Origin of the sequence: Pseudomonas sp. R4-35-07, assembly GCF_003852235.1 — a bacterium.
Taxonomy (GTDB): domain Bacteria; phylum Pseudomonadota; class Gammaproteobacteria; order Pseudomonadales; family Pseudomonadaceae; genus Aquipseudomonas.
In genome coordinates this window covers 5,218,829-5,231,576 of record NZ_CP027732.1, presented here as the reverse complement: position 1 = coordinate 5,231,576, position 12,748 = coordinate 5,218,829, and the positions used below count along the sequence as shown (strand labels likewise).

The window sequence follows — 12,748 nt, the reverse complement described above, 5'->3', positions numbered from 1 at the left end:
TCGGTTGACTGATTCACGACTGATACACCGCCATCGGGAGCAAGGCCCCTCCCACATTGGTCTTGTGCTTATTCAGGTAGGTCAATGTAGATGACTAAGCTGGTTTCGATGACTGTGCAAGCAGGCCTTGCCGCCGAGCAGGACTTGCTGGCCGCCGTCTGCGCGGGTGAGCGGGAATACGGGCTGTTGTTCTGGCAACCCAACGATCAAGCCTTGGTCATGCCGCGACGTTTGAGCCGATTGCCGGCTTTTGAAGCGGCCAGCCGAGTCTCGGCAGAGGCCGGTTGGCCGGTGCTGTTGCGCGAAACCGGCGGTGAGCCGGTGCCGCAGTCGGCCGCCACGGTCAATATCGCCTTGGTCTATGCGCCGCCGCGCAGTGAGGGGGATCAAGGGCGCATCGAAACCGGCTACCAGCGCCTGTGCCAGCCGATCTGCGATGTGTTGCTTGAATTGGGCGGCGAGGCGTCTATTGGCGAAATCGATGGCGCGTTCTGCGACGGTCGTTACAACGTCAATCTCAACGGCCGGAAAATGGTCGGCACGGCCCAACGTTGGCGGCAGAGCGGTGGTCGCCCAGTGGGGTTGGTACACGGTGCTTTATTGCTGGATAACGATCGCGATGAGTTGGTTGCGGCGGTCAATCGTTTCAATCAAGCCTGTGGCCTGGAACAGCGGGTGCGTGCCGAGAGCCATATCGCGCTGCACGAAGTGTTTCCCGTGCCGGACGCAATCAGCCGGCTCGACACCTTGTACCGTCAGATGTTGGCAGGCTTGCTGCCAGGCTAACGGGTTCCGAACACCACCATCGTCTTGCCTTTGACGTGCACCAGGTTGCGCTCTTCCAGATCCTTGAGCACACGCCCCACCATTTCCCGCGAACAGCCCACGATGCGCCCGATTTCCTGGCGCGTGACCTTGATCTGCATCCCGTCGGGGTGGGTCATGGCGTCGGGCTGCTTGCACAGCTCCAGCAGGCAGCGAGCGACACGCCCGGTCACGTCGAAGAACGCCAGGTCGCCGACCTTGCGCGTGGTATCGCGCAGACGTTGGGCGATCTGCCCACTCAGGGCATACAGAATGTCGGGATCATGTTGGGCCAGTTCGCGAAATTTCGTATAGCTGATCTCAGCCACTTCGCACTCCACCTTGGTGCGCACCCAAGCGCTGCGCTGTTGCTCCTTGCCAGCCTGCTCGAACAGCCCCAGCTCGCCGAAAAAATCCCCGGTGTTGAGGTAGGCGATGATCATTTCGCGACCGTCTTCGTCCTCGATCAGGATGGTGACCGAGCCCTTGATAATGAAGAACAGTGTTTCGGAGCGCTCGCCCGCGCAGATGATGTTGTGCTTGGCCGGATGACGCCGGCGCTGGCAATGCATCAGCAGCTTGTCGAGGTTCTTGATCTTGGGTGTGGGAGTAAGAGCAACCATGGTTGTATCCCGAAAAACTGCACGATGTGGTTGGATTTGTTTTTATCAGCGCGACCGGCATTGATACACGCTGTACAAACGATGGCAATGCGCCATTGATTTGGCGCCAGCTTACCAGACACATTCTGACTCGATTAGCGTATTTCACCGGCAAACGCTGTTATTGATCGTTTTCCTGCAGGGCGCTGCCGCTGCGAGGCCCTGTGCTAAGCTGGCGACCCTTTTTTAGCAGTGGAGTCTGGGCGATGAAGGCACGCATCCAATGGGCGGGCGAAGCCATGTTCCTCGGTGAATCGGGCAGTGGCCATGTGGTGGTCATGGACGGCCCGCCGGAAGCCGGTGGCCGCAACCTGGGTGTACGCCCGATGGAAATGTTGCTGCTGGGTGTCGGCGGTTGCAGCAATTTCGACGTGGTCAGTATCCTGAAAAAATCCCGTCAGGCCGTGGAAAGCTGCGAAGCCTTTCTGGAAGCCGAACGCGCAACCGAAGATCCCAAGGTGTTTACCAAGATCCATATGCATTTTGTGGTAAAGGGGCGCGCGCTGAAGGAAGCGCAGGTCAAGCGTGCCATCGAGCTGTCGGCAGAGAAGTACTGCTCGGCGTCGATCATGCTGGGCGCGGCCGGTGTGGTCATTACCCATGATTACGAAATCATCGAGCTCGGCTGATTGATCGTTCCCACGCTCTGCGTGGGAATGCATCTCGTGACGCTCCGCGTCACCCTTGCGCAGGTGCCGGATTTTGCGCTGAAAGCGGGACGCGGGGCGTCCTGGGTGGCATTCCCACGCGGAGCGTGGGAATGATCTTCATGCTTCAGATTCTGTAGGTGCTCTTGGTCATGACCTTGGCCAGCATGCTCATGCCGAATCTCACCGGCGCAGGAAAGCGGAAGCCGCCGGCATCCAGTGCGCTTTCAGCGTGGTGCTCTTCATCGATGCGCATCTGCTCAAGAATGGCCCGGGACTTTTCGTCCTCGGCCGGCAGTTGTTCAAGGTGTTCGTCCAGGTGCTTGCAGACCTGACGTTCGGTGGCTGCGACAAAACCGAGGCTGACCTTGTCACTGATCAGGCCGGCAGCGGCGCCGATACCGAACGACAAACCATAGAACAGCGGGTTCAGCACACTGGGATGACTGCCCAGCTGGCGAATGCGTTGTTCGCACCACGCCAGGTGGTCGATCTCTTCCTCGGCCGCGTGCTCCATCGCTGCACGTACCTGCGGTAACTTGGCGGTCAGGGCCTGGCCCTGGTACAACGCCTGGGCACAGACTTCACCGGTGTGGTTGATGCGCATCAGCCCGGCCACATGGCGGGTTTCGGTCTCGCTCATCTGTGCGTCCGGCTGCACGATGGCGGGTGACGGGCGGTACGGTTGGCCGCTGAACGGCAGCAGCGTACGCATGGCCGTGTCGGCTTGCAGCAACAGACGGTCAATCGGCGAGTAGTGACGTTGGGTAGTCATGCTGACCTCCGGGAAGAATCTCGGCGGCCAGTTTACCGCAAGAGAGGACGGCGCGTTTGCGCTGAGTCAATTTGCCCCTGCGCACTCAGCCCGGCGGCCAGTTCATCTGGCGCTGACCCAGCACATGCATATGAATGTGGTAAACGGTCTGCCCGCCGTCTTCGTTGCAGTTCATCACCACGCGGAAGCCTTTTTCGCAGCCTAGTTCCACCGCCAGGCGCTGGGCGGTGAACAGGATATGGCCGGCCAGGGCTTTGTCGTCTTCGGTCAGGTCATTGAGGGTGCGAATGGGCTTTTTCGGGATGACCAGAAAATGGACCGGCGCCTGTGGGGCGATGTCGTGGAAAGCGAGGACTTGGTCATCTTCATAGATGATGTTCGCGGGTATTTCCCGGTTGATGATCTTGGTGAACAGAGTATCCACAGCTGTTTCTCCAGGGTGAAAGTGAAGGTGAGTGTACTTAAGCGGTCAACGCGGGCAATAGGCCTTGTTGATGCCGCCGGCAATTTTGCGGGTCAGCCAGCGCGGGCTCAGGCGTGGGCTGAATGCCAGCCAGCGGTTGCGCCGTCCGGGGATGATGATGGCCTTGTTCTTCTCCAGCGCACGCACGGTGTAGAGCGCGACTTCTTCGGGGCTCATCAACTGTTGGCTGCGGTCGAGCTTTGCGGTGTCCATTTGCGCGGTACCGAAGAAGGCGGTGCGCGTGGGGCCGGGGCACAGCACCGAGACGTTGATGCCACAGGTCTTCAGTTCCTCGCGCAAGCCTTCGGAGAAGTGCAGCACAAAGGCTTTGCTCGCGTAGTAGCTGCTCATCCACGGGCCTGGCTGGAAGGCGGCGACCGAAGCCACGTTGAGAATCTGCCCGCCGCCGTGCAGCGCCATGGCATTGCCCAACGCATGGCACATGCGGGTCAGGGCGAGGATGTTGACTTCGATCAGGTCCTGCTCGGTCATCCAGTCCTGGGCCAGGAACGGCCCGCTGGTGCCGATACCGGCGCAGTTGACCAGCAGGTCGATCTGCCGCTCACCTTCTTCGAGTTCCAGCAAAAAACCCGACAACCGCAGCGGCTCGCCAAGGTCACAGGCGCGAAATAGCACCTCGACGCCGAAACGCTGAGTCAATTCGATCGCAATGCTTTCCAGCTGATCACGCTGGCGGGCCACCAGAATCAAGCTGCGGCCACGTCGGGCCAGGGCTTCGGCCAAAGCCAGGCCGATACCGCTGGAGGCACCGGTGATCAGAGCGTAACGGGTCATGCCTTTCTCCATCGCAACGCCGCCGGCCTGTGACAGAGGCATCACAGGCGGCGGGCGTTTCTTCACTGTTCTGGAGAGTCTACAGGTTCGGCCGCGTCGTCAGCACTTTGCGCGGCGTCTTCATCACCGATGACGCTTTGGTCGGCATCTTCATCGGTGCTCAGGGAGCTGCTTTCATAGCTGCTGCCCATGTTGGCTTCGAGTTGATCCAGATAGCCGTTCATGCCCAGGGTGACCACGACGATGAGCATCAACGGGATAAACGCCAGCCACAACGAAGCCAGGATTTTAACCGCTGTGGAGTTGCGCGGTGGGGGCGCACCGTACTGGTTGGCGCCAGTGTTACCCGGCAGTACCAGCAGCAGCAGAGGGAAAACGCTGTTCACCAGCGGAACCAGGTTCAGCAAATACAGCCAGCCAGACCAGCCCAGGTCGTGCAGGCGCTGCACGCCGATTTGCACGCTTACCACGACGAGCGCAACGAACAGTGCAAAGCCCAGCAGCGAACCGAGAATGATCGCGATCGTTGGCGAGGCAGTGGCCACCGCGAAACCCACGGTGCTGATGATGCCTGCAGCCACAAGCATCGCGACGGTCAGTGCCAGCGTCCAGGCGAGATAGCGCAGGCGACCGATACGCCCGTGGATAGTGAAGACCTTGAGCGTGGCGTACTCCGGCAAGTTATCACCGACCGCAGCGCGTGGCGGTGCGTAAGGCGATGCGGCGGCGTGCGAGAAGTCCGAGGCCGATGCGCCTGTCTCGTGGGTTTCGGCAAGGCTGAAAGCCACGGGTTGTTCGGCTTCGATACGTGCTTCGACGCCGGCGTTTTGCAAGGCGGTGAGGTAGGTGTCGGCATCGGCGCGGGACAGATCGCGCTTGAGCGCGACCGGGCGGCCGGTGAAAAGCTTTTCGATCGCTTCGACATCGCTCTTGAACAGCTCGGCGAGGTTCAGTTTGGCGGTGGTGCTTTCGACACCCGGGCGCAAGGCTCCGTCGAACACAATCTTGAAACGGCTGTCGCTCATGCGGGCATCCTTGTCACTTGATCAGGGGAGGGTATGCAGGCTGCCCAATTGGCAGGCCTGGTATTTGGTTCAACGTGGCCAGCGTAATTGTGCCGCGTTTTCGCGTGCCTGGCGGTATTGCGCATCCAGTCGCGCGACGAGTTCATCCACGCTCGGCAAATCATTGATCTCACCGACGCCTTGGCCGGCAGACCATACAGTCTTCCATGCTTTGGCCTCATCGCTCAACGGTTTGAGCTTGGAGCCGAGGTTGACCTCACCTTTGCCCTGAAGGGCAGCGAGATCAAAACCGGCGTTTTCCAGGCTCTGGCGCATAAAGCTTGCAGGCACGCCGGAAACAGCCGGAGTGTGCACGATGTCGGCGGCGCGCGCTGTGAGCAGCATCTCTTTATACGCATCCGGGGCATGGCTTTCGGTGGTGCCGATAAAGCGCGTGCCGAAATACGCCAGGTCCGCGCCAAGCACTTGGGCGGCGAGAATCTCCCGACCGTGGTTGAGACAGCCGGCCAGCAACAGGGTTTTGTCGAAGAACTGGCGTATCTCGGCAATCAGCGCAAACGGGCTCCAGGTGCCGGCGTGACCACCCGCGCCGGCGGCGACCGCGATCAGGCCGTCGACGCCCGCTTCAGCGGCTTTTTCGGCATGGCGACGAGTAGTTACGTCATGAAACACCAGGCCGCCGTAGCTGTGCACGGCATCGACCAGTTCCTTCACCGCACCGAGGCTGGTGATAACGATGGGCACTTTGTGCTCGACGCAGATCGCCAGGTCGGCCGCCAGTCGTGGGTTACTGTTGTGCACGATCAGGTTGACGGCATAGGGTGCCGGGTTATCCAACAGCGCCAGGCCGGCTTCGATTTCCTCCAGCCAGGCCTTGAAACCGCTGCTTTCGCGTTGATTGAGCGCCGGGAAACTGCCGACGACCCCGTTGCGGCAGCAGGCCAGCACCAGTTGCGGGTTGGAAATCAGGAACATCGGCGCAGCCACCACAGGCAGGCGCAAACGTTGTTCAAGCAGGGCGGGCAGCGACATTGGAGGTTCCCCGGGTAATTGACGTTAAAACGGTTTGACCACGACCAGAATTACGACCGCCAGCAATATCAGAACGGGCACTTCATTGAACCAGCGATAAAAGACATGGCTGCGGGTGTTTTCGCCACGGGCAAAGCGTTTTACCTGCGCGCCGCACATGTGGTGGTAGCCGATCAGCAGGACGACCAGGGTGAGTTTGGCGTGGATCCACGCGCCCGATTGGAAAATACCGGGGTTGAGCACCAGCAACCAGATGCCGAAGACCAGCGTGGCAACCATCGCCGGGCCCATGATGCCCCGGTACAGCTTGCGTTCCATGACGCTGAAGCGCTCCTTGCTGACGGTGTCTTCGCTTTGGGCGTGGTAGACAAACAGGCGTGGCAGGTAGAACAACCCGGCAAACCAGCAGACGATGCTGACGATATGGAAGGCTTTGACCCATAGATAGAGCATTTTCAGTAATTCCCAGGTTCACGGTAGCGAAGATAGTAGTAGCTCATGCGCCCGTACGTCACGTTGGCGGTTGTCGCAGGGCGATACGGCCCCTATTATCGACGGCTTTCCAGTGGGTTCGTTGAGGGCAGGTTTATGGTCAAGGTCGGTATCGTCGGCGGCACGGGTTACACCGGTGTCGAATTGCTGCGTCTGTTGGCTCAGCATCCGCAGGCTGAGGTGGTGGTTATCACTTCACGCTCCGAGGCTGGCCTGGCCGTGGCCGATATGTACCCCAATCTGCGAGGCCACTATGACGGCCTGGCCTTCAGTGTGCCGGACATCAAGACGTTGGGCGCCTGCGATGTGGTGTTCTTCGCCACGCCTCACGGGGTTGCGCACGCGTTGGCTGGCGAGCTATTGGCGGCGGGCACCAAGGTTATCGATCTGTCGGCGGACTTCCGCCTGCAAGATGCCGATGAGTGGGCCAAGTGGTACGGCCAGCCCCACGGCGCGCCAGAGTTACTGGAGGAGGCGGTGTACGGCTTGCCGGAAGTCAATCGTGAACAGATCAAGCAGGCCCGCCTGATCGCGGTGCCGGGTTGCTACCCGACTGCGACCCAGCTGGGTTTCCTGCCGCTGCTGGAAGCCGGCTTGGCGGATGCTTCGCGTCTGATCGCGGACTGCAAGTCGGGCGTCAGCGGAGCCGGTCGTGGGGCCGCAGTAGGCTCGCTGTACTCCGAGACGTCGGAAAGCATGAAGGCCTATGCGGTAAAAGGGCATCGTCACCTGCCTGAAATCCGCCAGGGGTTGCGCCGTGCTGCGGGTAAGGATGTGGGCCTGACCTTCGTACCGCACCTGACGCCGATGATCCGTGGGATCCACTCCACGTTGTACGCGACCGTTGTCGATCGCTCGGTAGACCTGCAGGCATTGTTCGAGAAGCGTTATGCCAACGAACCGTTCGTCGATGTGATGCCGACGGGCAGCCATCCGGAAACCCGTAGCGTGCGGGGCGCCAACGTGTGCCGGATTGCGGTGCATCGTCCGCAGGATGGCGACCTGGTGGTGGTATTGTCGGTGATCGATAACCTGGTCAAGGGCGCATCGGGCCAGGCGGTGCAGAACATGAACATCCTGTTTGGTCTGGATGAGAAGTTGGGCTTGTCCCATGCGGGCATGTTGCCTTAAAGGCAGCCGCAAGCTTCAAGTTGTCAGCGGCAAGCTTGGACCTCAACGGCTTGAAGCTTGTCGCTGCTCCCATAATAGTTGACCGCTTTTCTAGGAGAAGCGGATAATACCGGCCATCACGCATATGGCGGCGCTACGCCGGGAGATTATCAGCATGAGCGTTGAATCCTTCACCCCCACGGCTTTGCAATTCACCCACGGTGCTGCGCACAAGGTGAAGAGCCTGGTCGATGAAGAGGGTAATGATCGCTTGAAGCTGCGCGTATTCGTTACGGGCGGCGGTTGTTCAGGGTTTCAGTACGGTTTTACCTTCGATGAAGATGTGGCCGATGACGACACCATCGTTGAGCGCGAGGGCGTGAGCCTGGTCGTTGATCCGATGAGCTTCCAGTACCTGGCGGGTGCTGAAGTGGATTACCAGGAAGGGCTCGAGGGGTCGCGTTTCGTGATCAAGAACCCTAACGCTACGACGACCTGTGGTTGTGGGTCTTCGTTCTCGATCTGATCGAAGCCTGATCTGCACGCATAAAAAACGCCGCTTGGCTTTGATCGGCCAAGCGGCGTTTTGCTGCCTGGAGATCAGGCCGGGTAGATCGCGCCCAGCACGCGCAGCCCGCGAGCACCTGTGACGCTAGGGCGGTTCGCGGCGATGCCTTCCAGGCAGCAGTGGGCCAGCCAGGCGAAGGCCATGGCTTCCACCCAGTCGGGGTCTACACCATAGAACGCGGTGCTACTGACCTGTGTGGACGGTAGCAGCGCGGCCAATCGATCCATCAGCGTCCCGTTGTGAGCGCCGCCGCCGCATATCAACAGGGTTTCTGTCTGAGGTTGGGCGCTTTGCAGAGATTCGACGATGGTCAGGCTGGTCAGCTCCAGCAATGTGGCTTGCACGTCCTCGGGAAGAAACGCTGGCAGCCCGTCGAGATGTTGCTGCAGCCAACGCAGATTGAAAACTTCCCGGCCGGTACTTTTCGGGCCTTTGGTCGCGAAAAAAGGGTCGCTGAGCAGCGTGTTGAGTAACTGCAGCTGAACCTTGCCGCTGGCTGCCCATTGCCCGTCACGATCAAAGTGCTCGCCACGTTGATGATGAATCCACGCGTCCAGCAAGACATTACCCGGGCCGCAGTCGAAGCCCGATACCGGCCTGCCGGTTTCTATCAGGCTCAGGTTGCTGAAACCGCCGACATTCAACACCGCACGCTTGCCGGTACTTTCACCGAACAGCGCCTCGTGGAAGGCAGGTACCAAGGGGGCGCCCTGACCGCCTGCGGCTACGTCGCGGCTGCGAAAGTCACTGACCACTGTGATGCCGGTCAGCTCGGTGAGCAACGCGGGGTTGCCAATCTGTACGGTAAACCCCCGGGCAGGTTCATGGCGGATGGTCTGCCCATGGCTGCCAATCGCACGGATGTCCTGGGGCTTGAGGTTTTGCTGGTCTAGCACAGTGTGGATGCCGTGAGCGGCAAGTGTTACCCAGGCTTGCTGGGCGACTGCCGAACGGGCGATCTCGTCCGGGCCGCTGGCGCACAGGCTGAGCAGCTCGGCGCGCAGGGGGGCAGGCATGGGGATGTAATGGGTGGTGATCAGACTGATCGCCGAATCCTGTTCGATAAGGGCGATATCCAGGCCATCGAGGCTGGTCCCGGACATCACACCGATATAGCGCGGCATGCCTTAACGCTTCGCCGAAGCCAGCAGGGTGGAACGCTCCTGATCCATGCGGGCCATCAGCGGCTGGCTTTGTTGCATGAAGCGCGCGCGTTCTGCCTTGGCGATCGGGTCGGCCATTGGCAGTTTCTGGCCCAATGGATCTACGTGTACCCCGTTGACCTGGAATTCATAATGCAAGTGCGGCCCGGTGGACAGGCCAGTCGTGCCGATGTAACCGATCACTTGCCCCTGCTTCACGTTGCCACCGGTTTTGACGCCTTTGGCGAACCCTTGCATGTGGCCGTATAGCGTACGGTAGGTGTTGCCGTGCTGGATGATCACTGTGTTGCCGTAACCACCGCGACGTCCGGCCAACAGAACCTTACCGTCGCCAGCTGCTTTGATTGGCGTGCCACGGGGAGCGGCATAGTCGACACCTTTGTGGGCGCGGATTTTGTTCAGAATTGGATGCTTGCGACCCATGGAGAAACGCGAGCTAATACGAGCGAAGTCCACCGGTGTACGGATGAACGCCTTGCGCATGCTGTTGCCATCCGCAGTGTAGTAACTGGTATTGCCCTGTTTGTTGGTGTAACGCACTGCGGTGTAGGTTTTGCCGCGGTTGGTGAAGCGCGCAGAGAGGATATTGCCGGTGCCGACCACTTTGCCGTTGGCGACTTTCTGCTCGTAGATCACATCGAATTCGTCACCCTGGCGGATGTCCTGGGCAAAGTCGATGTCGTAGCCAAATACACTGGCCATGTCCATGGTCATGCTGTGGGACAGGCCCGCACGGGCGGCGGATTGCGACAGCGAGCTATTGATCACGCCGTGTACGTAGGCAGAACGCATGACCGGTTTGGTGGTAATGCGATTGAAGGCAAAGCCCTTTGCGCCCTTGCTCAGGCTGATGCTTTCCAGGTCATTGATATTGGTGTGCAGGTTGTTCAACTGGCCATCGGGCGTCAGTTCGAACTCAAGCTTCTGGCCATGTTTGAGCTGGGTGAATTGCTTGGCTTGCTTATCGGTGGCCAGCACGTCATTGACGGTCGCGGCAGGCAATCCGACCTTTTCGAACAGCGTTGAGAGTGTGTCGCCTTTACTCACGATCACTTCGCGGTGCTGAGGACTCTTGACTGCAATTGCTGCGGGCTTTTCCTGGACGGCTTCCTGAGTCTCTTCGGGCGTGTTTTCAATCTGCGCGAACGGCGACTCAGCAGGGGGATTTGTGGCTTGTTGGGCGTCGGAAGCGTCTTGATCTTGTGTCAGTTGCTCAACAGGGCTTTCCAGGTCGAGGCTTAGGGATGTTCGTTTGGCTTCTACGTCACTGGAAGGGAATACCAGGAGTGCCAGGCTGAGAAGGGCGGCGATACCACTTGCGGCAAGCAGGTGGGTCTTCGGGTAAAGCGGCGGCGCTTTAGACGGTTCAGTGGTCATAGGTATTTTGACTTTGAAGATGAAATGGAAAAGATGAATGACATGATGAAGATGAAATAACTGTATAAAATATAACCAAATCATCTGTGGCGCAAGCTCGCGAACGCTGGGCTTGCGTAATGGTGTCCGTGCGCAGGGCAAAACTTGTAATTAGGCCCTGATCTTGTATGGTTGGTTCCCTTTTGAATCTGAGCCTTGCGGGTCTGTTATGAAGTCGGTTGAAGAGCAGCTAGCGCTGATAAAACGTGGTGCGGAAGAACTGTTGGTCGAAGCTGAGCTGGTCGAAAAGCTCAAGCGCGGCCAGCCCCTGCGTATTAAGGCCGGCTTTGACCCAACCGCGCCGGATCTGCACCTTGGCCATACCGTGCTTATTAATAAGCTGCGTCAGTTCCAGGAGCTGGGTCATCAAGTCATCTTCCTTATCGGCGACTTCACCGGGATGATCGGCGACCCGAGCGGCAAGAGTGCGACGCGTCCGCCGCTGACGCGCGAGCAGGTGCTCGACAACGCTGAGACCTACAAGACCCAGGTATTCAAAATCCTTGATCCGGCCAAAACCGAGGTGGCATTCAATTCCACCTGGATGGACCAGATGGGGCCGGCGGATTTCATTCGCCTGACGTCGCAATACACTGTTGCGCGCATGCTCGAGCGGGATGACTTCGACAAGCGCTACTCCACCAATCAGCCGATTGCTATTCATGAGTTTCTTTACCCGTTGGTCCAGGGGTATGACTCGGTGGCTTTGCGTGCGGATGTCGAGCTGGGTGGCACGGATCAAAAGTTCAACCTGTTGATGGGGCGTGAGCTTCAGCGTGCCTATGGGCAGGAAGCTCAGTGCATCTTGACCATGCCGTTGCTGGAGGGGTTGGACGGCGTCAAGAAGATGTCCAAGTCGTTGGGTAACTATGTTGGCATCCAGGAAGCGCCGGGCGTGATGTACGGCAAGCTGGTTTCCATTCCGGATTCGTTGATGTGGCGTTACTTCGAATTGCTGAGCTTTCGCTCGATGGATGAGATCAATGCGTTGCGTGCCGATGTGGAAGCAGGCGCCAATCCGCGTGATGTGAAGATCAAGCTGGCCGAAGAAATCGTGGCGCGCTTTCATGGTGAAGAGGCTGCGGCCAACGCTCACCGTGCGGCGGGTAATCGTATGAAGGATGGCGAGTTGCCAGACGACCTGCCGGAGATCGAGTTGACGGCGACCGAGGCAATGCCGATCGCAGCTGTCCTTAATAAGGCTGGCCTGGTGAAGAACTCAGCGGTTGCCCGTGATCTTCTCGGCTCGGGTGGTGTGCGTATCGATGGTGAGGTAGTTGATCGCACCTTTATATACGAGCTGGGCGCGACTCACGTTTGCCAGGCGGGGAAGAAGGCATTTGCGCGCATTACGCTCAAATCCGAATAAGTCGTTAATAAGGGCTTGACGGCGAATTATATCTCTCTATAATTCGCCCCACTTCCGGCGCAGTCGAAACGGAAACTCCTTGGTAAACAATGAGTTAAGTAGGTTTCGGCGGCAGGTTGCTTCAGTTCATCGAAGCCGAAAGGAAGTTGAAAAAGAGGTGTTGACAGCAGCGTGTAACGCTGTAGAATTCGCCTCCCGCTTACGAGAGATCGCAAGCGCAAGTGGTTGAAGTTGTTGAAGAAATCTTCGAAAACTTCTGAAAATAACCACTTGACAGCAAATGAGGCTGCTGTAGAATGCGCGCCTCGGTTGAGACGAATAGCTCTTAACCAACCGCTCTTTAACAACTGAATCAAGCAATTCGTGTGGGTGCTTGTGGAGTCAGACTGATAGTCAACAAGATTATCAGCATCACAAGTTACTCCGC

General features: G+C 58.9%; 14 protein-coding genes. 5 read left to right on the top strand and 9 right to left on the bottom strand.

What is annotated here, in order from left to right; genetic code table 11:
- Positions 1-90 precede the first annotated feature (90 nt).
- Positions 91-786, top strand: coding sequence for a lipoate--protein ligase family protein (locus C4J89_RS24005; protein WP_124415721.1), 696 nt, complete (start codon positions 91-93; stop codon positions 784-786).
- Here C4J89_RS24005 and crp read toward each other — a convergent pair.
- Positions 783-1,427: a cAMP-activated global transcriptional regulator CRP gene (crp, locus tag C4J89_RS24000; RefSeq protein ID WP_124364629.1), complete on the bottom strand. Its 645-nt coding sequence runs from the start codon at positions 1,425-1,427 to the stop codon at positions 783-785. The genes C4J89_RS24005 and crp overlap by 4 nt on opposite strands.
- Before the next feature lie 245 nt (positions 1,428-1,672).
- On the opposite strand from crp, the gene C4J89_RS23995 reads away from it, so the two are divergent.
- Complete coding sequence (locus tag C4J89_RS23995) at positions 1,673-2,095, top strand: OsmC family protein (RefSeq protein ID WP_003194686.1); 423 nt, start codon at positions 1,673-1,675, stop codon at positions 2,093-2,095.
- A gap of 145 nt (positions 2,096-2,240) precedes the next feature.
- Here C4J89_RS23995 and coq7 read toward each other — a convergent pair whose 3' ends face one another.
- The 6 genes from coq7 to hemJ all read right to left on the bottom strand — a co-directional run bounded on the left by coq7 (position 2,241) and on the right by hemJ (position 6,656).
- On the bottom strand, positions 2,241-2,888 hold the full coding sequence (gene coq7, locus C4J89_RS23990; RefSeq protein WP_124364627.1) for a 2-polyprenyl-3-methyl-6-methoxy-1,4-benzoquinone monooxygenase: 648 nt from the start codon (positions 2,886-2,888) through the stop codon (positions 2,241-2,243).
- Between the two features lie 85 nt (positions 2,889-2,973).
- Complete coding sequence (locus C4J89_RS23985) at positions 2,974-3,312, bottom strand: histidine triad nucleotide-binding protein (protein WP_124364626.1); 339 nt, start codon at positions 3,310-3,312, stop codon at positions 2,974-2,976.
- A 45-nt stretch (positions 3,313-3,357) separates the two neighbouring features.
- The gene (locus C4J89_RS23980; RefSeq protein ID WP_124415720.1) at positions 3,358-4,146 is read right to left on the bottom strand and encodes an SDR family oxidoreductase; all 789 of its coding nucleotides are present in this window, start codon (positions 4,144-4,146) and stop codon (positions 3,358-3,360) included.
- 62 nt (positions 4,147-4,208) lie between these two features.
- Positions 4,209-5,171, bottom strand: a complete 963-nt coding sequence (locus C4J89_RS23975) for a DUF805 domain-containing protein (RefSeq protein WP_124415719.1) — start codon at positions 5,169-5,171, stop codon at positions 4,209-4,211.
- Between the two features lie 69 nt (positions 5,172-5,240).
- Positions 5,241-6,203 carry a nitronate monooxygenase family protein gene (locus C4J89_RS23970; RefSeq protein WP_124364623.1) on the bottom strand — a complete coding sequence of 321 codons (963 nt, stop codon included), beginning with the start codon at positions 6,201-6,203 and terminating at the stop codon, positions 5,241-5,243.
- A 24-nt stretch (positions 6,204-6,227) separates the two neighbouring features.
- Positions 6,228-6,656, bottom strand: a complete 429-nt coding sequence (hemJ, locus tag C4J89_RS23965) for a protoporphyrinogen oxidase HemJ (protein WP_124368536.1) — start codon at positions 6,654-6,656, stop codon at positions 6,228-6,230.
- A gap of 135 nt (positions 6,657-6,791) precedes the next feature.
- Between hemJ and argC the strand changes: the two genes are divergently transcribed.
- Entirely contained in the window at positions 6,792-7,826 is a 1,035-nt protein-coding gene (argC, locus tag C4J89_RS23960) for an N-acetyl-gamma-glutamyl-phosphate reductase (protein ID WP_124415718.1), read from the top strand.
- Between the two features lie 154 nt (positions 7,827-7,980).
- Positions 7,981-8,331 carry an iron-sulfur cluster insertion protein ErpA gene (gene erpA, locus C4J89_RS23955; RefSeq protein ID WP_003176443.1) on the top strand — a complete coding sequence of 117 codons (351 nt, stop codon included), beginning with the start codon at positions 7,981-7,983 and terminating at the stop codon, positions 8,329-8,331.
- A gap of 74 nt (positions 8,332-8,405) precedes the next feature.
- On the opposite strand, the gene C4J89_RS23950 is transcribed toward erpA, so the two are convergent.
- Both C4J89_RS23950 and C4J89_RS23945 read right to left on the bottom strand, forming a co-directional pair.
- Positions 8,406-9,497 carry an anhydro-N-acetylmuramic acid kinase gene (locus C4J89_RS23950; protein WP_124415717.1) on the bottom strand — a complete coding sequence of 364 codons (1,092 nt, stop codon included), beginning with the start codon at positions 9,495-9,497 and terminating at the stop codon, positions 8,406-8,408.
- A gap of 3 nt (positions 9,498-9,500) precedes the next feature.
- Positions 9,501-10,913, bottom strand: a complete 1,413-nt coding sequence (locus tag C4J89_RS23945; protein WP_124415716.1) for a peptidoglycan DD-metalloendopeptidase family protein — start codon at positions 10,911-10,913, stop codon at positions 9,501-9,503.
- Positions 10,914-11,121: 208 nt separating this feature from the next.
- Here C4J89_RS23945 and tyrS point away from each other — a divergent pair, with 208 nt between their 5' ends.
- A complete protein-coding gene (tyrS, locus tag C4J89_RS23935) occupies positions 11,122-12,321 on the top strand; it encodes a tyrosine--tRNA ligase (protein WP_124415715.1) in 1,200 nt (399 codons plus the stop codon).
- Positions 12,322-12,748: the final 427 nt, after the last annotated feature.